This is a genomic window from Bradyrhizobium sp. WBOS07, assembly GCF_024585165.1.
Lineage (GTDB): Bacteria > Pseudomonadota > Alphaproteobacteria > Rhizobiales > Xanthobacteraceae > Bradyrhizobium > Bradyrhizobium japonicum_B.
The window spans coordinates 4,505,678-4,527,127 of the sequence record NZ_CP029008.1 but is presented as its reverse complement, the minus strand read 5'-3'; the positions used below and the strand labels follow the sequence as shown (position 1 = coordinate 4,527,127).

At 63.3% G+C, this 21,450-nt stretch carries 16 protein-coding genes and 1 tRNA gene; 12 read left to right on the top strand and 5 right to left on the bottom strand.

Going from position 1 to position 21,450, the window contains the following annotated elements:
• Positions 1-269: 269 nt before the first annotated feature.
• Entirely contained in the window at positions 270-4,685 is a 4,416-nt protein-coding gene (locus DCM79_RS21585; RefSeq protein ID WP_257176249.1) for a hypothetical protein, read from the bottom strand.
• 275 nt (positions 4,686-4,960) lie between these two features.
• Positions 4,961-5,037 (bottom strand) — tRNA-Met (locus DCM79_RS21580).
• Positions 5,038-5,346: 309 nt separating this feature from the next.
• Here DCM79_RS21580 and DCM79_RS21575 point away from each other — a divergent pair.
• From DCM79_RS21575 to DCM79_RS21560, 4 genes are all read left to right on the top strand, one after another.
• Positions 5,347-6,780: a coniferyl aldehyde dehydrogenase gene (locus tag DCM79_RS21575; RefSeq protein WP_257176248.1), complete on the top strand. Its 1,434-nt coding sequence runs from the start codon at positions 5,347-5,349 to the stop codon at positions 6,778-6,780.
• A 143-nt stretch (positions 6,781-6,923) separates the two neighbouring features.
• Positions 6,924-8,522, top strand: a complete 1,599-nt coding sequence (locus DCM79_RS21570) for a GMC family oxidoreductase (protein ID WP_257176247.1) — start codon at positions 6,924-6,926, stop codon at positions 8,520-8,522.
• A gap of 305 nt (positions 8,523-8,827) precedes the next feature.
• Positions 8,828-9,340, top strand: coding sequence for a CvpA family protein (locus DCM79_RS21565; protein ID WP_257176246.1), 513 nt, complete (start codon positions 8,828-8,830; stop codon positions 9,338-9,340).
• Positions 9,341-9,553: 213 nt separating this feature from the next.
• Positions 9,554-10,336 (top strand): SDR family oxidoreductase, encoded by a 783-nt coding sequence (locus tag DCM79_RS21560; RefSeq protein ID WP_028138631.1) that lies wholly within the window; start codon positions 9,554-9,556, stop codon positions 10,334-10,336.
• 163 nt (positions 10,337-10,499) lie between these two features.
• Here the strand turns inward: DCM79_RS21560 and DCM79_RS21555 are convergent, their stop codons facing one another.
• Together DCM79_RS21555 and DCM79_RS31855 are read right to left on the bottom strand one after the other, a co-directional pair.
• Positions 10,500-10,976, bottom strand: coding sequence for a DUF3775 domain-containing protein (locus tag DCM79_RS21555; RefSeq protein ID WP_257176245.1), 477 nt, complete (start codon positions 10,974-10,976; stop codon positions 10,500-10,502).
• The gene (locus DCM79_RS31855) at positions 10,951-11,376 is read right to left on the bottom strand and encodes a hypothetical protein (RefSeq protein WP_373568144.1); all 426 of its coding nucleotides are present in this window, start codon (positions 11,374-11,376) and stop codon (positions 10,951-10,953) included. The genes DCM79_RS21555 and DCM79_RS31855 overlap by 26 nt, the downstream gene beginning before the upstream one ends.
• On the opposite strand from DCM79_RS31855, the gene DCM79_RS21550 reads away from it, so the two are divergent.
• From DCM79_RS21550 to DCM79_RS21515, 8 genes are all read left to right on the top strand, one after another.
• Entirely contained in the window at positions 11,264-11,971 is a 708-nt protein-coding gene (locus DCM79_RS21550; protein WP_373568123.1) for an MBL fold metallo-hydrolase, read from the top strand. The two genes, DCM79_RS31855 and DCM79_RS21550, sit on opposite strands and share 113 nt — an antisense overlap.
• A gap of 219 nt (positions 11,972-12,190) precedes the next feature.
• On the top strand, positions 12,191-13,033 hold the full coding sequence (locus DCM79_RS21545) for a fumarylacetoacetate hydrolase family protein (protein WP_257176244.1): 843 nt from the start codon (positions 12,191-12,193) through the stop codon (positions 13,031-13,033).
• 184 nt (positions 13,034-13,217) lie between these two features.
• The gene (locus DCM79_RS21540; protein ID WP_257176243.1) at positions 13,218-13,829 is read left to right on the top strand and encodes a glutathione S-transferase family protein; all 612 of its coding nucleotides are present in this window, start codon (positions 13,218-13,220) and stop codon (positions 13,827-13,829) included.
• A 15-nt stretch (positions 13,830-13,844) separates the two neighbouring features.
• Positions 13,845-14,714, top strand: a complete 870-nt coding sequence (locus tag DCM79_RS21535) for an MBL fold metallo-hydrolase (protein WP_257176242.1) — start codon at positions 13,845-13,847, stop codon at positions 14,712-14,714.
• A gap of 147 nt (positions 14,715-14,861) precedes the next feature.
• Positions 14,862-16,010 (top strand): alpha/beta fold hydrolase, encoded by a 1,149-nt coding sequence (locus DCM79_RS21530; protein WP_274069729.1) that lies wholly within the window; start codon positions 14,862-14,864, stop codon positions 16,008-16,010.
• Positions 16,011-16,077: 67 nt separating this feature from the next.
• Positions 16,078-17,049 carry an iron exporter MbfA gene (gene mbfA, locus DCM79_RS21525; protein ID WP_257176241.1) on the top strand — a complete coding sequence of 324 codons (972 nt, stop codon included), beginning with the start codon at positions 16,078-16,080 and terminating at the stop codon, positions 17,047-17,049.
• A gap of 170 nt (positions 17,050-17,219) precedes the next feature.
• On the top strand, positions 17,220-18,692 hold the full coding sequence (locus DCM79_RS21520; protein WP_257176240.1) for an amidase: 1,473 nt from the start codon (positions 17,220-17,222) through the stop codon (positions 18,690-18,692).
• Positions 18,693-18,965: 273 nt separating this feature from the next.
• Positions 18,966-20,309 (top strand): hypothetical protein, encoded by a 1,344-nt coding sequence (locus DCM79_RS21515; protein WP_257176239.1) that lies wholly within the window; start codon positions 18,966-18,968, stop codon positions 20,307-20,309.
• 21 nt (positions 20,310-20,330) lie between these two features.
• On the opposite strand, the gene DCM79_RS21510 is transcribed toward DCM79_RS21515, so the two are convergent.
• Positions 20,331-21,419, bottom strand: coding sequence for a Zn-dependent alcohol dehydrogenase (locus DCM79_RS21510; protein ID WP_257176238.1), 1,089 nt, complete (start codon positions 21,417-21,419; stop codon positions 20,331-20,333).
• Between the last annotated feature and the right edge of the window lie 31 nt (positions 21,420-21,450).

The window sequence follows — 21,450 nt, the reverse complement described above, 5'->3', positions numbered from 1 at the left end:
CCTGACGAGCTACCGGGCTGCTCTATCCAGAGTCAACGAGAAACGCTTGTATCGGCTGGCTGAGCCCATCGCTCGGGCCGATGGGCTACCTGATCGAATCACGTCTGATCCGAGCGGCAGTTGCATTCCATTCGTGGAACATCGAGACAGCATGCAATTCTGGTGGCATTTTGCCGGCTCGGCCTCACTCCAGAGATCACGTATTACGACTGGTGCCGTCGCCACACGCGCGACGATGTCGTCGAAATACGCTGTCGTTGCATCAACGCTCATCGGCGCGAACCTCGCTTATTCGCCGAGGCACGCTTGCCGGAGCGCCGGGGCTTCCGCTTTGCAGTCCGCTTCCTCGGCTTTTCGGCTGCCCGTGTTCGCGGCTTCTTGACGGCATCTATGCCGATGACACTAACGGTGATCTCTCCCGTCTTGTTCTTTCGCAGTGTGGCGGCAACACCGTTCAAGTAGGCGATCATCTCCGGAAAGGTCATCGCCTTGCGCGACTTCGGGTGCTGCCAGCCTCGCTGCTTATGATTGGTAACAACAAGGACACCATGCCGGCGTACCGCCGGGCGTAGATAATCCTCTGCAAGCTGAGCGCGCAACGCGTCCTCGAGCGCCTTGGTACTCCAGCCCTTTCCGCCGTGTTTGGCCTCAACAGCTGTTTCGACGAGCGAGCCGATAGCGGCGACGAGGATGTCGGGCATATTGCCCTCGGCTACCTCCGACTCGCGCGAGGCATGATAGCGGCCTTTGGCGCGCTGTTTCATTTCGGCCGCCAGCCATTGTTGGACAGCGTTCTCGTCCTTCGCGGTCTCCAGAACCGCGCGAGCACTCGCATCCGCGTTGACAAACTCCCAGTCGATCTCGCGGATGATGGCTTGAACGACGCGATAGAGGTCCCGGCCGGTTTTTATTGGAAGGATCTTCTCGCGCTCGAAAGCGACCACGTCTTGCGGCAACCACGCCACGACGTCTGCGTCACGCTCCGCCATCCGGCGTGCTAATTCTCGAAAGCGAATGCGGCGCGCAGTCATCGCGGCATGACGTGAAAGGCGGATCATGGCTTCGAAGGCTGCGGGTCCCTCGCTGTCCATCAAAGCTTTGAGGATCGCACTGCGAGCGTTTTCCGCATCGTCCCGATCGTCGGGTGAATACATTCCCTCATGGACATTGTCTTCGTCCGGCCGAATTTCCTGATACGCGAACAGGGTTAACTGGCTCAGTATCGGAATCGACAACGCCGCGAGCACACCTACGATCAGAGGATGGTGCCCTCCAAACAGAAGACCAAGCACGGTAATCGTAAGGGTCTGGCGTGCGGACGGCTTTTCGCCACGGAGCCAGGCGGTAAGCAAGGTGACCGCGGAGGGTTCACCGAGCAAGAAGAGGAGCGCAATATAGCGCGCGGCCCATACCGTATTCGATTTCTTCAACGCACCAAAGCGCGCGGCCGCCCTGGCCCGCAGCGCAGCGCGCTGCGCGTCGGACAGAGAAAGATTTCGAACGATGTCAAGGCCGCGATCAAACGTGTTGATTTGCGTGGGCTCGCTCGTGGAGATCACGTCAAAGATCGCGGACTGAAGGTCGGGATGAATCGCGGCCGCATTCTGCGCGAAGTGATAGAGGAAATAAGAAACGCGGCTCTCCGCAGCGTCCCATTCATCCTTGAAGACGGCTCGGATGAGCGGAACGGCGATCTTTGGATGCGCCTTGATCATGCCATCCAGCCAATCGGGGTAGCCCTGTTCGGAAGCGCACACGTGCTGGATTGCGCGCCGCGCATCGCTTTCAGAAAGGGGCTCCGGGAAGCGCGGATTGTCAGCGGCTTCCAAGCCGATGGCTGCATAAGCGTAAATTGTAATCCACTTGACGGTGGTCCCTCCACCGGGCGCGTGAACGGGCTTCTCCGGCGGCTGCACGCGCCACAACGCTTTCATGCCATCGCGATAACCCTCCGCAATCTCCTTGGAGAAGGCTGGCTCCAGCAATCGCCACTGGCGGATCGCGGAAGGAGCCTGCTCGCGCGTCTTCTTGAGAAGCCATTGGCTGAGGTTGTGAAGGCCCCAGAATCCCGTTCCGGCGACGACGGTGGAAGGATCGCTGAGTGCCGGGATATTCGCCTGAAGTTTATCGCGGAAATCGCGCCATGTAGCCTTGTCGCGCTCCTTGCGCGCTTCCTTTTCAGTCTTGTTCTTAGCCGACCGTTCGTTCATACGCCGAATGGCGGGACTTACAGGCCGTGGCCGCAGGAAGGCCCTCAAGTCCTCCCGCAGCTTGGGATCTTTACCAATAAGCTTGCGCAGCGCGGGCGCCTCGGTCTTCAGTTGTGAGCCGATCAACTGCACGAGGGCACTGAGCGCAACGCGCCGGTCGTCCTGCAAGGGCTTGTTCTTCAAGTCATCGCGAAGCCATTCGAGGTCGGGGCTCTCCAGTGCCCACAATGGCGTTCCGCCGAAATGCACCTGCCAATGATCTTGGACAGTATGACCGGCATTGCGAGCCTCTTCCGCGTCATGCCAGAATAAGGCCCGGTTCAAGGCCCGATTTTGCCTGACGCGCAGATTGAGTTCCGGCCCATCGCCCTCGTGCCCAATAGGCCGTTCAGCGCGCTCAACAACGGCCAGCAGCGCGATGAGATCGGGAGACGGCGAACGGTCGCCTAATGTGGATACGGCTTCGAAGGCAATGTTACCAAGATGCCTCGAAAGCTCTCCTTGGCGTGCCGCGACCCGCCGGTACTCATGAACAAATGGCGGCTGCGCGCAAAGTTTTGCAAGCCCCGCGATCAAGGCCGGTTTGTCGGTGGCTGGACATGCCTGCCAGAGCTCGTCAATGGCGTAGGCGAATCCTTCGGCCGAGCTTGAGGACGGCGGCTTTGCCTTATCAATCAATGTGAGGAGCTGGACGACATTGAGGTAGCTCGGGAACAGGGCTCTGGCGAAGCCGGCAGCAAGGCGCGGACTGGCCTTGGCGGGAGCGCCCATCAAGTCGGCCGTGACCCTGCGAAGGGCATCATCAGCTTCGCAGGCCACCAACGCATCTACGGCCGTGATGCGTGATTGATCGGCTTGCTGACCATCGCACGCTATTTTTTCGGCAAGATCTGTGCATCCCGCGATGCGCCCTTCGCGCACGGTGCGAATAAGATCGTTCCGGAAGTCCGCACGGGAGTTGATTTTCCACGCCTCATGGATCGCATCGGAAAGATCCGGCGATGCGAACATCCCCAAGGCACGGCGATCGATACTGTCATCTGCGATCTCACCCGCGGCATGTTTGCGGGCGAGGTTTAACAGCACCGCCGTCTTGCTTTCGATCGAAAGGGCCGCAGGATCGCCATAGGTGATCAGCAAGAGCGGCTCGCGGCGAATGATTTCATCGCGAATATCGGGATAGTGATGGGCTAACCACGCGGCGGGGGCACGCAGGGAAGGCGCTACAGTTTCGACACCGTAGCGCTCAGTGAAAATCAGTCCGAAGACTTCCGACAGCGGGCATCCTCCGTCGAGGAGCCGTTTGAGCCAGCAAGCGGTGAGATATTCCTGGGTCGAACGGTGGTGGAAGCGGACCCGACCGTAAGTCGATGGCGCGAAAATTCCGCGCCGGAGCAAGGCGTTGGATTCGGCGACGTTCCAATCATTGAGAAGTTCTACCGCATCAAGAGCTCCAGAGGCGAGTCCCAGATCGGGCTCTTGCCCGGGCGCGATGAGCGTGAATGTCTTCGCCAGAGTCAATGCTGCTGCGACACGCTCGACGCCCGCGCGCGCTTTCGCGGGCGCCAGATCGGTATTATCGGGACGGTACCGATCTGGTTCACGCAGCTTGGCCTCGATGGCCGCCTCGGTCATCGTCGTCAACGTGCCGAACTTGTTGTGATCGGCCCAGTATTGAATGAGGTCCAGCATATCGCCGGGGCGCTCGGCGAGCACGTCCAACCCCTGCCGATCAATCGCCGCCATGAATGCGTCAACGTCGCGGACGCCTTTCGCGAGCGCGAACGCCTTCCGCTGCTCGTCCGTCAACGGCACCAGCCGGATAACCAGCAAGTCATCCGGCTTCTTCTTCTCACCTTTTTCGGTGCGTTTGGGTTTTTCCGGCTCCTCACGCTCGAAAATTGGGTCGAGGAGCGCGGCGTCGGGATCGACCGCCGGTGGCGGTGCGGGCGCTGGCGGAGGCGGCGGCACCGGCAGAATATCGAGAATGGTTTGACGATCCGATTTGCCTTTCCAATCGCTGACACGGCAGGAGACAAGAATGCTTGCGCGGGCCAAGGCCGCGCCGATCTCCGCAGCCAGATAATGGAGTGCATCGTCAAATTTCTTGCGGTTGAGCCGAGCCTCGTCGACAGAGTCCAGGAAAAACCAGCCCGGCTCTGCTCCAGCCTTCCAACTCTCGAAGAGCGCTCGCTGTGGGGGACTGAGGTTCAGGCGACCTTCCGCGAGTTGCTCGATCGTCGCGTAAAAGGCCGGAGTACCGCGATCACGCAATTCGGCGGTGGTGTTCTTGAACTCCTCGGTCTTGCCACTTTGCGCTTCGGCAAGCACAACAACACGCGGGTGATTGAGAACGTCAGGCCAATCCAGCCAACCGCCGTATTTGCGGCCCCAGAGGTGGCCAATGGCAAGCTCCGGCTCCGCGTCGTCAGCAACAGGCACGAAGCTTCGCTTTAAGTCGACATAGCCTGACACGAAAGGGAGCACCTTAGGCGGAGGGTTGTTTCACCAAACATAGGGTAGCGACCGATCTCGCCAAGTCATCAACGCGTAGGATACTTCGCCTTCAAAATTTCATGTGCCATGCAGAAAATTGTAACGCTCGGCAACCGATAGGACAGGATCGATATAACATGCTGATAATAATGGGCTTTCAAGCATAACGGATCATAATGCGCGGGAAGCATCGGCAACGCATGAAAAAACCCGCCGCCGGCGGGTTTTTTCAGTTTGAGATCAAACATTTATCTTGGTTGCGGGGATAGGATTTGAACCTATGACCTTCAGGTTATGAGCCTGACGAGCTACCGGGCTGCTCCACCCCGCGTTAAACACTTGCATGCCTTCGGTTAAATGCCGGGACGGTCGGTTGAGGCCGGCGCTGTTCGCGTGGCTTTTCCAGTCCGTCCCAAAGGCTTCCTTGGAAGGCAACCCCGGGGCAGTGCCCATCGGGTGCGGGGCGTATGTATCAAGGCGGGCCGGCTTTGGAAAGGGCTGCGGGGACGTTTTTTTCGACTTTATGACAGGGGAATCGACCGATTTCCGCTGCTTTCCCTGAGGTCTTGCCAGAAGTTCCACAAAGGGACAGCTTGCGGCAACAAGATTCAGCTGAAACGCAGCTGAAGGGAGGAACGCCGTGGACAAATCCCTGACGAGCGCCCCGCTGCGGGCTCTGGAAGAGGCCTTCCACGCCATGGTCGCGCGGTCGCGGGACGAGCCCGCGCCAGGCCTTGCCGAGCGGCTCGACCGGCTGGCGCGGCTGCGCGCCGTCGTCGCCGACAACGAGGAGCGCTTCCGGCAGGCGATCTCGGCCGATTTCGGCCACCGCTCGGCGGTCGAGACGACCATCGCCGAGACCATGCTGCTGTTCTCCGAGATCCGGCACGCCACCAAGCACCTGAAGGCCTGGATGGCGCCGCAGCGGGTCGCGACCGCGCTGCAATTCCTCCCCGCCCGCAACCGGCTGATGCCGCAGCCGCTCGGCGTCGTCGGCATCATCGCGCCCTGGAATTATCCGCTCCAGCTCACGCTCGCGCCCGCGATCGGCGCGCTCGCCGCCGGCAACCGCGTGCTGATCAAGCCGAGCGAGCTGACGCCGCACTTCGCAGCCCTGCTGAAGCAGACGATCGCCGCGAGGTTCGATGCGACCGAGTTGCTCGTCACCGGCATCGAGGGCGAGATCGCGCAAGGCTTTGCGCGCCTGCCGTTCGATCACCTCGTCTTCACCGGCTCGACCAGGGTCGGGCGGCTGGTCGCGGAGGCCGCGGGGCGCAACCTGACGCCTGTCACGCTCGAGCTCGGCGGCAAGTCGCCGGCGATCGTCGACGCCTCGGCCGACCTCGATGAAGCAGCCGAGCGCATCGCCTACGGCAAGCTGCTCAATGCGGGACAGACCTGCATCGCGCCGGATTACGTGCTGGTGCCGGAGCCATCGCTGCAGGCCTTTGCCGAGAAGGTGCGGGCCCAGATGCGGCGGATGTTCGGCACCGATCCTTCCAACAAGGACTACACCTCGATCATCTCGGACCGACACTATGCACGGCTCGAAAGCCTGGTCGCCGATGCGGCGCAGCGCGGCGCAAAAATCCTGCAGCCGGCGATGGCGGACGATCCGAACTGGAAGGCGCACCGCAAATTCCCGCCGACGCTGATCGTCGGCGCGACCGCAGCGATGGCGGTGATGCAGGAGGAGATCTTTGGGCCGGTGCTCCCTATTCTCGGCATTCGCGATTCCGCCGATGCCATCGCCTTCATCAACCATCGCGACCGGCCGCTGGCGCTGTACTGGTTCGGCAAGGACGGCGGCGCGCGCGACGAGGTGCTGGCGCGCACTGTCTCCGGCGGCGTCACCATCAACGACTGCCTGTTCCACTTCACGCAAGTCAACCAGCCGATGGGCGGCGTCGGCGCGTCCGGCACCGGGGCCTATCACGGCGAATGGGGCTTTCGCACCTTCAGCAAGCTGAAGCCGGTGTTCTATCGCTCCAAGTTCAACCGCCTCGCCGACCTCTATCCGCCCTATGGCGGCAAGATCGCGCGGTTGGAGAAGCTGATGCGGTTCATGTCGTAGGTATCAGTCATTCCGGGGCGCGAAGCGAACTATGGTGCGCAATTGCGCACATGAGAATCCATTTCGCATCACGTCATGCGGATCAATGGATTCCGGGCTCGCGCTCCGCGCGCCCCGGAATGACGAGAGACAGGGGGAAACAAGTGACTGACACATTCGATTTCATCGTCGTGGGCGCGGGCTCGGGCGGCTGCACCGTCGCGGGGCGGCTGTCGGAGGATTCGGGGACATCCGTCGCGCTGCTCGATGCCGGCGGACGCAACGACAATTGGCGGATCACCACGCCGTTCGGGCTCGCCCTGCCATACAGCCCAGCCAACTGGGCCTTCGATACCGTGCCGCAGAAGGGATTAAACGGCCGCATCGGATATCAGCCGCGCGGCAAGGGCCTCGGCGGCTCCTCGGCGATCAACGCCATGGTCTACATCCGCGGCCACAAGCGGGACTACGACCATTGGGCCTCGCTCGGCAATGCCGGCTGGTCGTATGCCGACGTGCTGCCCTATTTCAAGCGCTCGGAGGACAATTCCGACTTCGACGGCGAGTATCATGGCAAGGGCGGCCCGCTGCATGTCAACAGGCTGCGCTCGGACAATCCGATCCACGAGGTCTTCCATCAGGCCGCGCGCGAGGCGCAGTTTCGCATCCGCGAGGACTTCAATGGCGAGGACCATGAAGGCCTCGGCAGCTACCAGGCGACGCAGCACAACGGCGAGCGCTGGAGCGCGGCGCGCGCCTATGTGCAGCCCCACATGGGCAAACGCGCGAATCTGCGCGTCGAGACCGGCGCGCACGCCACGAAGATCCTGTTCGAAGGCAACCGCGCGGTCGGCGTCGAATATGTGCAGGGCAGGCAGACAAAGCAGCTGCGCGCCCGCCGCGAGGTGATCATCGCCTCCGGCGCCTTCCAGTCCCCGCAATTGCTGATGCTGTCGGGGATCGGCGACGGCGATGCGCTCGCCGCGCACGGCATCGGCGTCGTGCATCATCTGCCGGGCGTCGGGCGCAATCTGCAGGACCATCCGGATTTCGTGTTCGTCTACGCCTCCGACTATCCGCATTTCGTTCACGCTTCGCTCGGCCGGCTGCCGTCCCTGCTCCGCGCCGTCCGGCAATACCGCCGCGAACGGCGCGGCCTGATCACCACCAATTTCGCCGAGTGCGGCGGCTTCCTGAAGACCCGGCCCGACCTCGACGTGCCGGACATCCAGCTGCACTTCGTCATCGCGATGCTCGACGACCATGGCCGCAAGAAGCACAAGCAGGCGGGTTTCTCATGCCATGTCTGCCTGCTCAGGCCGAAGAGCCGCGGCAGCGTCTGGCTGAAAAGCGCCGACCCGCTCGCAGCTCCCATGATCGATCCGAACTTTCTCGGCGAGGACGACGATCTGGAGACCCTGGTCGCTGGCTTCAAGACCACGCGGCGGCTGATGGAGACGCCGGCGCTGCGCGCGCTGCAGAAGCACGACATGTTCACGGCGAACGTGAAGACCGACGACGACATCCGCGCCATCCTGCGCCAGCGCGTCGACACCGTCTATCACCCCGTCGGCACCTGCAAGATGGGGACGGATGCGATGGCCGTGGTCGATCCGGCGCTGAAGGTGCACGGCGTCGAGCGATTGCGCATCGTCGACGCCTCGATCATGCCGACCCTGATCGGCGGCAACACCAATGCGCCGACCATCATGATCGGGGAGAAGGCGGCGGACATGATCCGGGCGGAGATGCGGACGAGTTGAGGGACGATGTCGCCGCGTCATCTTCCGCTGTCGTCCCCGCGAGCGCGGGGACTCATAACCACAGAGAGAAGTGTGGGACGCGATGGCAACTCCGAGTCTTCGCCAAATCACGTCCTGTGGTTATGGGTCCCGGATCTGCGCGCGCCTGAGGGCGCGCTTGTCCGGGACGACAACGGAGTGAATCCATTTGCAGTGCGGCGGGTTCCTGCGCGTAGCGCTGGCCAAAAATACAGACGATTTTAGCGATCTGAAACCGGAATGATCGGACTTGCGTTCACTTGCTCCGTCAAGGCAGGGTTGCGCGCATGAACAGTTTCGATCTCGCCGTCTACGCCGCGCTCGCCGTCGCGGTCGGCTTCGGGTTCAGGACCGGCCTGCTGCGCAGCGCCATGACCATCCTCGCCTATCTCCTCGCCGCGCCGATCGCGGTCTCGCTGATGCCGCTGATCGCGCCGCAGATCGCAGGCAACCCGAATTCGCCGCTGCTGCAGAACTGGATCTGGTTCTTCGGCATCTTCGTCGTGGTCGGCATGCTGTTCGGGCATATCGGCCGCATCGCGCTGAACGACACCATCGGCGAGGCCGGCCTCGGAGACCGGCTCGGGGGCGCCGCGCTCGGCGCCGTCAGGGTCGGCCTCGTCGCCACCACTTTGGTCCTGGTGTTCGACCAGATCGTGCCGGCCAATCGCCAGCCGCCGTTTCTGGCCGGCTCGCATCTGCGGCCGTTGTTCTCGATGGCCGGGCAGATGGGCTTCAAATCGCTGCCGCCTGAGGCCGCGTCCGCGATCGACCGCATCAAGCAGGAACGGCGGATCTAGAGCGCGATATGATCGCGCTCTAGATCATTTCCTTGAGCATGATCTTTTCGGAAAACCGCTACACACTTTTCCGGATCATGCTCGGTCGGCGCATTTGCATCGCTGGCGCCGGGCGCATGCATTTTGGTGCGAGCCCGTGCCTTATCAGCGGCGCCACGATTGGTTAAAGTGTCCGCTATCCAAAACCTGCCTGACATTTACGGGAGTGAAACAGTGGATCTTGGGATCAAAGGCCGCCGCGCCATCGTCTGCGCATCCAGCAAGGGCCTCGGCCGTGCCTGCGCCATCTCGCTGGCGGATGCCGGCGTTCACGTCACGCTGACCGCGCGCGGCGCCGAGGCGCTGAAGAAGACGGCCGACGAGATCCGCAAGGCCTATCCCGAGGTCACGGTGACCGAGATCGTCGGCGACATCACGACGCCGGCTGGCCGCGAGGCCGTGCTGAAGGCATGCCCGGAGCCCGACATCCTGATCAACAATGCCGGCGGCCCGCCGCCCGGCGATTTCCGCAACTGGACCCGCGACGACTGGATCAAGGCGATCGACGCCAACATGCTGACCCCGATCGAGTTGATCAAGGCGACCGTGGACGGCATGATGGCGCGTAAGTTCGGCCGCATCGTCAACATCACCTCGGCCGCGGTGAAGGCGCCGATCGACATCCTCGGCCTCTCCAACGGCGCGCGCGCCGGCCTCACCGGCTTCATCGCCGGCCTGTCGCGCAAGACGGTGATCAACAACGTCACCATCAACGGCCTGTTGCCGGGCCCGTTCGAGACCGACCGCCTGACCAGCACTGCGAAGGGCGAAGCCGACAAGCGTGGCGTCACGCCGCAGCAGATCCTGGCCGAGCGCGCCAAGCTCAATCCCGCCGGCCGCTTCGGCCAGCCCGACGAGTTCGGCTATGCCTGCGCCTTCCTGTGCGGCGCCAAGGCCGGCTTCATCACCGGCCAGAACATCCTGCTGGACGGCGGCGCGTTCCCGGGGACGCTGTAGTTGCTGTTGTAGGCCGCCGAAGCATCCACGTCGTCATGGCCGGGCTTGTCCCGGCCATCCACGACTTGCCGCAGAGCACGTAGAACGTGGATGCCCGGGACAAGCCCGGGCATGACGGTCCTGCGCAGACCGTCGTTGGCTCTTTCCGTACGAGCCTAGAAGCTCACCGCTGCTTGGTTGGCTCGTCCTCGTCCTGCTGGCTGGGGCCGGACGAATCCGCCGTGGTGCGCTCGTCGCTCCAGTCGATGCCGAATGCATCGAGCCCGTCGGCGAGCAGATCGCCGAGCATGGGCTCGCCGAGCAGATAGTGCACCGTTTCGCGGCGCGGGCTGCGATATTCGGTGCGGGCCTCCGCCGCGCGGGCGCGTAGATCGTCCCAATCGTCGATCGTGCCGTCGCCGCGACCGAGCCAGGTCAACGCGACGAGATCGAGTTGCTCGTCCTCGTTCAAGGCGATCATGAAGCTGCCGAGTTCCTGGACGACGGGATCGGAGCCGTCGTCCTCGAGAACGTCGAGCGCATCGTCATCGCTCGGGTTCGAGCCGGAATCCGGATCGGAATCGCCCTCCTTGACGTCGAATTCGCGCGCCTTCTCGATGATGAAGGCGACTTTGTCAGCGGATATTGCAAGCTCTGGCATGGCTCCTCCTCCGGTTCCGGCGATAACGCCGCATCGCGTCAGATGATCCATTGCGCATCATGGCGGAAACGGCGCATGTTTCGGCACCAAAACAAGACCATGAGAGGTGCCGGATGCAATGGAAGGTCGGTCGGGTCAAGATCACCAAGGTGGTGGAATTGGAGACGGTCGGCTCGACCCGCTTCATCCTGCCGCTCGCGACCAACGAGGAGATCCAGAAGCTGCCCTGGCTGATCCCCCATTTTGCCACCGAGGAAGGCCGGCTGAAGATGTCGATCCATTCGCTGGTGGTGGAGACGCCTTCGCGCCGCATCGTGGTCGATACCGGGCTCGGCAACGACAAGCAGGGCCGCAACGTTCCGACCTGGAACAACCGCAGCACGCCGTTCCTGGAGACCATGAGCGCGGCCGGCTTTGCGCCTGAGAGCATCGATAATGTGCTGTGCACGCATCTTCACGTCGACCACGTCGGCTGGAATACGAAGTTGGTGGACGGCAAATGGGTGCCGGCCTTTGCAAACGCGCGCTACGTTCGGCAAGACCGAATACGAGCACTGGCGCGACCATTCGACCGAGCCGGACAAGGCGGCGGTGTTCAACGATTCCGTGCAGCCGATCGTCGATGCCGGCCGGGCCGATCTGATCGCGAGCGACCACCGGCTCTGCGAGGAGATCAGCATGATCCCGACCCCGGGCCACAGTCCCGGCCATATGAGCATTCTCATCCGGTCGGACGGCGAACAGGGCCTGCTCACCGGCGACGTCGCCCATCACCCCTGCCAGATGACGCACCTCGACTGGTCCTCGACCGCGGATTCCGACCAGGCGCAATCGGCCAGGACGCGACGGGAATTGTTCGGCCGCTTTGCCGACACGCCGACATTGGTGATCGGCGGCCATTTCACGGCCGGCCACATCGAGCGGGACGGGGACGCGTTCCGGTTCGTGGCGCTGGGCTAGGTCTCGTGCCCCGGATGCTGCGCAGCACGAAGTGATGCGCTGCCAAGCCGGGGCCCATGCTGCGCGCTTGCGGCGAACGTGATCCGGGTCCCGGCTCTGCGGAGCAGCGTTTCACGCTGCACCGCGTCCGGGATACGATCGCGCCCACCGAATCCAGAAGCCTGCAATGCGCCGCCTTTCGACGGTTGAATTTCCAGCCGCCCTGTTCCATGAAGCTATTAACCGATCGGTCCAATCTCCAGGGAGAAACGAGAATGAAGCTTGTTCGTTACGGCGAGAAGGGTGCGGAAAAGCCCGGCCTGATCGACAAATCCGGCCAGTTGCGCGACCTCTCCGCGCATGTGAAGGACCTCACGGGCGAGGCCTATTCGCCGGAGAGCCTGAAGAAGCTGGCAGGCCTCGATCCCGCCTCGCTGCCCGCAATCTCCGGCAAGCCGCGGTTCGGCGCCCCCGTCACCGGCATCTCGAAATTCGTCGCGATCGGCCTCAACTATTCCGACCATGCCAAGGAGACCGGCGCCGACATTCCGAGCGAGCCGATCATCTTCATGAAGGCCAACACCTCGCTGTCCGGCCCGAACGATCCGGTCGAGAAGCCGCGCGGCTCGACCAAGCTCGACTGGGAGGTCGAGATCGCCGCCATCATCGGTACCCGCGCCAAGTACGTCTCGGAAGCCGACGCGCTGAACCATGTCGCCGGCTATTGCGTCTGCAACGACGTCTCCGAGCGCGCCTTCCAGATCGAGCGCCTGGGCCAGTGGACCAAGGGCAAGTCGCACGACACGTTCGGCCCGCTCGGACCGTGGCTCGCGACCAAGGACGAGATCAAGGACGTGCAGAACCTGTCGATGTGGCTCGACGTCAACGGCCAGCGCCGCCAGACCGGCTCGACCAAAACCATGATCTTCTCCATGGCCAAGTGCATCTCCTACGTCTCGCAGTTCATGACGCTGCTGCCCGGCGACGTCATCACGACAGGCACCCCGCCCGGCGTCGGCCTCGGCATGAAGCCGCCGACATTCCTCAATGTCGGCGACGTCGTCACGCTCGGCATCGAGGGCCTCGGCGAGCAGAGGCAGGAGATTGTGGCGGCGTAAGCCTCCGCCCTCATCCTGAGGAGCGCGCAACGCGCTCGTCTCGAAGGATGCGCCACAAGCACGGTTGCCCGACGTTCGCGCCGGGTGACGAGAGACCATCCCTCGTTGTCCATCCTTCGAGACGCGCGCCAAGGGGCGCGCTCCCTAGGGATGAGGACTGTGTGTCTGGATAGAGGTATTTCCCATGAAGCTCACCTTCTCCCCCGCCTCGCCGTTCGCCCGCAAGGTCCGTATCGCAGCGATCGAGCTCGGGCTGATCGACAAGATCGAGTTCACGCCCGCCAGCGTCGCGCCAGGCACGGCCAACGAAGATTATTCGAAGATCACGCCGCTGAAGAAGCTGCCGGTGCTGATCACCAATGACGGCGACGTCATCTTGGACTCCTACGTCATCGTCGAATATCTCAACGAGATGGCCGGCGGCAGCCTGATCCCCGATTACGGCCCGCGGCGCTGGAAGGCCAAGACCAACCACTCGCTGATCAACGGCATGCTCGATTCCATGCTGTTGTGCCGCTACGAGAAGTTGGTGCGGCCGCAAGGCCTGCAATGGCAGGCCTGGTCGGACGACCACTGGAACAGGGCCTGGACCGGCATGGCGCGCTTCGAGAACATGCCCGAGGTCCTGAACGGCCCGTTCGACATCTCGCAGATCGGCCTCGTTTGCGTGCTCGGCTATGCCGATTTCCGCTTCGCCGATTGCGGCTGGCGCAAGGCCTATCCCAAGCTCGACGCCTTCCACCAGAAGATGCTGGAGCGGCCCTCTGTGAAGATCTCGGTGCCGCCGGCGGCGTAAAGTGCGGGAGTTCTCATGAGCCTGAAGTTCTCAGTCGGCGATCTCACCATCCATCGCGTCATCGAGCAGGAGACCTCCTTCGTCCCGGCCCTGGAAATGCTGCCGAGACTGACGCCGGACGTGCTGGCCGAGAACCGAGCGTGGATGCGCGAGGCGAAGGCGCTGGACGAAGAGGACGTGCTGCTGCTGTGCTTCCAGTCCTACATCGTGAAGACTCCGCATCACACCATTCTGGTCGACAGCTGCATCGGCAACGACAAGCCGCGGCCGCAGCGGCCGAAATGGAACATGAAGACCGACGACACCTATTTGCGCGGCCTCGATGCCGCGGGGTTCTCGGTCGAGGACATCGACTTCGTGATGTGCACGCATTTGCATGTCGATCACGTCGGCTGGAACACGCGGCTCGAGAACGGCCGCTGGGTGCCGACCTTCCCCAAGGCGCGCTATTTGTTCGCCAAGCAGGAATTCGACCACTGGTTCGCGCAGAACGCGAAGGCGGAAGTCCCGCCTTTCGCCGACAGCGTGCTGCCGGTGGTCGAGGCCGGGCGCCATGAACTCGTCGGCAACGACCACCAGATCGGCGATCACGTTCGCATCCTGCCGACGCCCGGTCACACGCCCGGCCATATCGCAATCACGATGGGACGCGGCAAGGACGATGCGGTGTTCTCCGGCGATCTCATGCACTCGCCATTGCAGACGCTCTATCCGGAGCTGTCGATCAAGTTCGACGTCGACCCGGCCAAGGCAGCCACGACGCGCCGCAGCTTCCTGGAGCGCTATTGCGACACCGACACGCTGTGCTGCACCGCGCATTTTCCGTCGCCGTCGATCGGTAAGATCAGGCGCAAGGGCAACGCGTTCGTGTGTGAGTCGGTTTAGCGAGATGCCGTAGGTTGGGCAAAGCTTCCGCGTAGCTCGAAGAGCGAAGGCGGAAGCGTGCCCACGATTCCGTGCATTATGAGAAATGGTGGGCACGGCGCTTTGCGCCTTTGCCCACCCTACGATGCTGCCCGTGTGGAGAACATCATGACTGCACTCCCCGACGTCCCGCTGCCCGCCGGCATCCGCTCGCGCTATGTCGACGGCGTCAACGGCTTGCGCATGCATGTGCTGGAGGCGGGCTTCGAGACCAGGGGCCGTCCTTGCATTCTCCTGCTGCACGGTTTTCCCGAGCTGGCGTTCTCCTGGCGCAAGGTGATGCCGGGGCTCGCCGCGGCCGGCTATCACGTCATCGCGCCGGACCAGCGCGGCTATGGCCGCACCACGGGATGGAGCGCGGACTACGACGGCGATCTTGCGCCGTTCTCCCTGCTCAACCTGGTGCGCGACGCACTCGCCCTGGTGTCGGCGTTCGGGTACAGGCAGGTCGACGTGGTCGGACATGATTTCGGCAGCCCGGTCGCGGCCTGGTGCGCGCTGATCAGGCCCGACGTGTTTCGTTCGGTGACGCTGATGAGCGCGCCGTTCGGCGGAGCGCCGCCGCTGCCCTTCAACACCGCAGACGCGCCGGCCAAGCCTGCAGCCGAAGATCCCGTTCATCGCGAGCTCGCCGCGCTGCCGCGTCCGCGCAAGCACTATCAGTGGTACTATTCGACGCGCGAAGCCAACGCCGACATGCTCCGCGCGCCACAGGGCGTGCACGATTTCCTGCGTGCCTATTACCATCACAAGAGCGCGGACTGGACCGGCAACAAGCCCTACCCGCTCGAGTCATGGTCGGCGGGTGAGCTTGCGAAACTGCCGACCTACTACGTGATGGACGCCGACGAGACCATGGCGCAAACCGTCGCGAAGGAGATGCCCTCGCCCGCGGCGATCGCCGCCAACCAATGGCTGCCGGACAGCGAGCTCGCCTATTACAGCGCCGAGTATGGCCGCACCGGATTCCAGGGCGGGCTGCAATGGTATCGCTACGGCACCTCAGGCATGCTGAACAGCGAGATGCAATTGTTCTCCGGCCGCAGCATCGACGTGCCCTCGTGCTTCATCTCGGGCAGGCAGGATTGGGGCACTTACCAGCGCCCCGGCGTGTTCGAGGCGATGCAGGCGCGTGCTTGCACGAACATGCTCGGCTGCCATCTCGTCGACGGCGCCGGCCATTGGGTGCAGCAGGAGCAAGCTGCCGAAGTTAACCGCCTGCTGCTCGACTTCCTCGCTGGAGCTCGCACGGCCTGATTTGACCTGGGAACAGCGGCCTCCTATAGAATTTAGAATGATTCTAAATTGAGATGACAGGGCCGCCGTGAAGAATTTTGCCGATCTGACCGAGCGCGAGGTGCTGGCGGTCGCGATCTCCTCCGAGGAGGAGGATAGCCGCATCTACATGACTTTCGCCGAGGACTTGAAGGAGCGCTATCCGGACTCGGCGAAATTGTTCGAGCAGATGGCCGAGGAGGAGCGCGGCCACCGGCACATGTTGCTGGAATTGTACGAGCAGCGCTTCGGCCCGCATCTGCCGCCGATCCGGCGCGAGGACGTCAAGGGGTTCCTGCGTCGCCGTCCGGTTTGGCTCACCAAGAACCTGTCGCTCGACGCCATCCGCAGGGAAGTCGAGACCATGGAGATGCAGGCGGAGCGCTTCTACGTGAAGGCCGCCGAACAGGCCCAGGACGTCGGCGTGCGCCGCCTGCTCGGCGATCTCGCCGAAGCCGAGAAAGGTCACGAGGAGACCGCCGCCAAGCTGACCGGGGAGATCCTGAGTTCCGACGTCCGCGCCGAGGAGGATCGCACCAACCGCCGTATGTTCGTGCTGCAATATGTCCAGCCCGGCCTCGCCGGCCTGATGGACGGCTCGGTCTCGACGCTGGCGCCGCTGTTCGCGGCCGCTTTCGCCACCCACCAGAACTGGCAGACGTTTCTCGTCGGCCTTGCCGCCTCGATCGGTGCCGGCATCAGCATGGGCTTTGCGGAAGCGCTGTCCGACGACGGCTCGCTGACGGGGCGCGGCTCGCCCTGGCTGCGCGGCGTCACCTGCGGCGCGATGACCACGCTCGGCGGGCTCGGCCACACCGCGCCCTATCTGGTGCCCGACACTTGGGCCAACGCGTTCTGGATCGCAACGGCGATCGCCTGCGTCGTGGTGTTCTTCGAATTGTGGGCGATCGCCTTCATCCGCTCGCGCTACATGGATACGCCGTTCCTCCAGGCCGTGTTCCAGATCGTGCTCGGCGGCGCCATCGTGCTCGCGGTCGGGATATTGATCGGGGCGGCGTAGACCGCCTCACATTCCCCTGTCATCGCCCGCGAAGGCGGGCGATGACACCGACGCTGTCGTTGGATCTGCCCGATAACCAGCAGCCAGCATATCAATCTCCATCAAACAGCCGTTGCGAGATCCGGCCAAACTGCGCACCATCCTTCAACAACCGGAACAGGAGACGCGCGGTGGCCAAATCGGAATGGAGTTTCAAGAGCGCGGTCGAGCTGGCGGCCGCATTGAGCGCGAAGAAGGTCTCTGCGGTCGAGCTCACCCGGGACGCGATCGCCCGTATCGAGCGTCACGACGGCAGGATCAACGCGATCTGCGTCCGGGATTTCGATCGCGCCCTCGGTGCCGCGCGCGAGGCGGACGCCGCCTTGGCACGCGGCGAGCGCAAGCCGCTGCTCGGCCTGCCCGTGACGGTGAAGGAATCCTTCAACATCGCCGGCCTGCCGACGACCTGGGGATTCCCGCCGCAGAGGAATTTCAAGCCTGCCGAAGACGCGTTGCCGGTGGCACGCATCAAACAGGCTGGCGGCGTCATCCTCGGCAAGACCAACGTGCCGGTAGGCCTCGGCGACTGGCAGAGCTACAACGACATCTACGGCACCACGAACAACCCCTATGATCTCGGCCGCACACCGGGCGGATCGTCCGGAGGATCGTCGGCAGCCCTCGCCGCAGGTTATTGCGCGCTCGCCACCGGCTCCGACATTGGCGGCTCGCTGCGAGTGCCGGCCTTTCATTGCGGCATCTTCGCGCATAAGCCGACTCTCAATCTCTGTCCGGCGCGCGGTGAGACCCCGCCGCCATTTCCGGCGATTCCGCGCGAGGACGACCTCGCCGTCATCGGGCCGATGGCGCGCACGGCAACCGATCTCACCTTGCTCCTCGACGTCCTGGCCGGCCCGGAACCGCTGGACGCCGGTGTCGCCTACGAGCTCGAGCTGCCCGCTGCACGGCATCATTCGTTGCGGGACTTTCGCGTCCTGGTGATCGACAGCCACCCGCTGTTGCCGACTGATGGTGACGTCCGCGGCGCGATCGACCGGCTCGCAACCGATCTGTCGAAGGCCGGCACGCGGATCGCGCGCGAGAGCGGCCAGCTCCCGGACTTCGCGGAGACGTCGCGGCTCTACATGCGCATGCTCCTGAGCTTCCTCGGCGCCTTCTTCCTGCCCGATGAGCTTGTGGATGCGCAGACACGGGCGAGCCAGCTTTCGCCCGAGGATCGCAGCCTCGGTGCGGAGCGACTGCGCGGCATCACCGCAAGCCACCGCGCCTGGGTACTCGACGCCGGCGCCCGCGCCGGCCTGCGTGCACAATGGCGCGCGCTGTTCAAGAGCTTCGACGCGGTGATCTGCCCGATCATGCCGACGCCGGCCTTTCCGCATGACCATTCGCCGGACCAGAACCTGCGGCGTATTAGCATCGACGGCAAGGACTACCCCTATTCCGATCAGCTGGCTTGGCCGGGGATTGCGACGTTGCCCGGCCTGCCTTCGACGGCCGTTCCGTTGGGCCTGTCGAAGGGCGGCCTGCCTGTCGGCGTGCAGATCGTCGGCCCGTGGTTGGAAGACCGCACGCCGCTCAAGCTTGCCGAACTAATCGAGCGCGAGTTCGGCGGGTTCGTTCCGCCGAAGATGTTCGATGATTAGCCGCCCGTCTTGGCGAGAAGCTCTTGCGACGACGCAATTCGGAAATCCGTCCGTCTGTAAAGCAATCGCTAACCAAACAATCTCTTCTCAAGCATCGGACAAGCTGCACATCTGAAGATTTATACAACTGGCAATTGTTCGCCCGTCAAGACTGCAAGTCGCGAAAGGATCGCCAGGAGTCTTCGACCGCGAAGGCGTCGCGACAATGCACTGCGAAGCCCGAAGTGCTCGTGAACCTGGCTAGGGTTACCGCTCGAATCCTGGAATGATTGCGTGACAAATGACACAATCGAGACAGGCGCGCTCCGCAATCCCTATCGTCGCGTCAATGCAGACCGGGCGTTGCCGGAGAGATGGCACATTCCGATCGTCATCATGCTGGCGTGCGGATTTGCCGGCCTTGCACTCCGTTACCTCGCCCGGGAGCACACCAACAGCGACGCCATTCAGTTCCTGATCCCGTGGTACACTTTTGCCCGGGATCACGGTATTGGCGCGCTGGCCGAGCCCTTCACCAACTACACCCCATTCTACAGCTACCTCCTGCTGATCGCCGCCTGCTTTGACTGGCTCGGCCAGCCGCTTTCGCTGGTGAAGACCATCTCGGCGATATTCGAGCTCGGTTGCGCGATCGTCGTTGCGCAGATGGTGTGGCGAGCAACAAGAGTGCCATTGCGCGCATCCATGGCCTTCTGCTCGGTCTGGCTTGCACCGACGGTGCTCTTCAATGGAGCGATGTGGGGACAGGCCGATGCGATCTGGACCTTCTTCACGCTGCTGTCCGTGGCGATGTTCATGCGCAACCGAAATGGCGTTCTGCCTTTCGCCATAAGCTGCTCGGTGAAAGCGCAGGGCGTCTTCCTGGGACCGTTCGTGCTCGGCATGATCTTGCGCCGCAAGATTCACCTGGCGTGGCTTGCAGCCATTCCGGGAGCCTATGCGATCCTCGCCATCCCCGTTCTCGTTGCAGGCCGATCTCTGGTCTCGGTGCTCGGCGTCTATCTCGGCCAAGCCAGCACATTTCATCACCTGACCATGAATGCAGCGAACGTCTGGGTGTTCGCAGGAGCAACGCCCTACACGGTCGGAGTCGCCATTGGTCTGGTGCTCGCGGCAGCGAGCGGGCTTGCCCTATCGATCTTCATCGCACAGTCCAAGCGGACCGGGCCGGAATTCATCCTGCTCGTCGCATGCGCATCGCTCATTCTAATGCCGTACCTGCTTCCGAAGATGCATGAGCGCTACTTCTACGCGTTCGAGCTTGCGAGCATCGCCCTGGCCTGCATCAACCTGCGCTATCTGCCGTTTGCGGTGATTGCCCAGGTCGACGGCGTGTTGTCCTATCTTGCATTCGAGAGCGAGATCGTCATGGGCCTGTTGCCGGCGGCGCTCTGCAACACCTTCCTGGTGTTCTACCTCGTGCTCGATCTCCGCCAGGGCGAACGTGGATTTCGCCTTCCCAAGCTGGCCTGGCTTGGCTTCATTGCGTCGACGGCAGGATTGTTCTCCTATTTGCTGTTCGCAGGTGCCGGCCTGAACATATCCCCTGCCTATATGCTCACCGCCGGCCTTGCCGCGCTCATGACGCTGCTGCTCATAAAGGAGTCGCGCGCCTGATCGGGCGCGGCATCAGCCGTGCTAGCTGTCGAACATGATCACGCTGCGCAGCGTCTTGCCGGCTTTCATGTTGGCAAAGCCTTCGTTGATCTCGTTCAGCTTCAATTTCGCCGAGATCCAGTCCTCCAGGTGCAGCCGGCCGCGCAGGTAGAAGTCCACCAGGCGGGGCATGTCGACGCGAAAATGGTTCGAGCCCATCGACGAGCCCTGGATCCTGCGCTCGCGCAGGAAGTCGAAGCCGTGCAGCTCGATCTTCTGGCCGAACGGGATCATGCCGACGATGGTGGCGGTGCCGCCGGAAGCGAGCATGCCGAACGCCTGCTCGGCGGTCTCCTTGCGGCCGAGCACCTCGAACGAATGATGCACGCCGCCATTGGTGAGGTCGCGCACCTGCTTCACGACGTCGCCGTCGGCGGGGTTGATGATGTCGGTGGCGCCCAGCTTGGTCGCGAGCTGGAGCTTGGCCGGATTGGTGTCGATGGCGATGATGCGGCCGGCGCCGGCGATCTGCGCGCCGTTGATCGCGGCCATGCCGACGCCGCCGCAGCCTATCACAGCGACCGTCTCGCCCGCCGTCACCTTCGCCGTGTTCACCACCGCGCCGTAGCCGGTGATGACGCCGCAGCCGATCAGCGCGGCGAGATCGAGCGGCATTTCTCTCCTGATTTTGACGATGGCGTTCTCGTGCACCAGCATCTGCTCGGCAAACGACGACAGGTTGAGGAACTGGTGCAGCTTCTCGGGCTTCGACCATTGCATCCGGTTCGAGACGCCCGGCAGCATCTTCACCGTGGTGTCGGTGCAGAGCACGGTGCGGCCGGTGGTGCAATTGTCGCAGGTGCCGCAGAACACGGACAGGCAGGTGACGACGTGGTCGCCCGGCTTGACGTAGGTCACATCGGAGCCGACCTGCTCGACGACCCCTGCGGATTCGTGCCCGAGCACCGCTGGCAGCGGATGCGGATAGAGCCCCTCCATGAAGTGCAGGTCGGAATGGCAGAGGCCGGCGACCGCCGTGCGGATCAGGACCTCGCGCGGACCCGGCTTCGGCAGGCTGACATCCTCGATGACGAGCGGCTGGTTGACTTCATGGAGGACGGCGGCCTTCATCGGTGTTTCCTCGTCATCTTTGTTTCATTCG

Coding starts and splice junctions, on each gene's coding strand:
- DCM79_RS21565 (WP_257176246.1), top strand. CDS start 8,828: ATGAACAGTTTCGATCTCGCCGTCTACGCCGCGCTCGCCGTCGCGGTC.
- DCM79_RS21555 (WP_257176245.1), bottom strand. CDS start 10,976: ATGCCAGAGCTTGCAATATCCGCTGACAAAGTCGCCTTCATCATCGAG.
- DCM79_RS31855 (WP_373568144.1), bottom strand. CDS start 11,376: ATGGTCTCCAGGAACGGCGTGCTGCGGTTGTTCCAGGTCGGAACGTTG.
- DCM79_RS21545 (WP_257176244.1), top strand. CDS start 12,191: ATGAAGCTTGTTCGTTACGGCGAGAAGGGTGCGGAAAAGCCCGGCCTG.
- DCM79_RS21540 (WP_257176243.1), top strand. CDS start 13,218: ATGAAGCTCACCTTCTCCCCCGCCTCGCCGTTCGCCCGCAAGGTCCGT.
- DCM79_RS21535 (WP_257176242.1), top strand. CDS start 13,845: ATGAGCCTGAAGTTCTCAGTCGGCGATCTCACCATCCATCGCGTCATC.
- DCM79_RS21530 (WP_274069729.1), top strand. CDS start 14,862: ATGACTGCACTCCCCGACGTCCCGCTGCCCGCCGGCATCCGCTCGCGC.
- DCM79_RS21510 (WP_257176238.1), bottom strand. CDS start 21,419: ATGAAGGCCGCCGTCCTCCATGAAGTCAACCAGCCGCTCGTCATCGAG.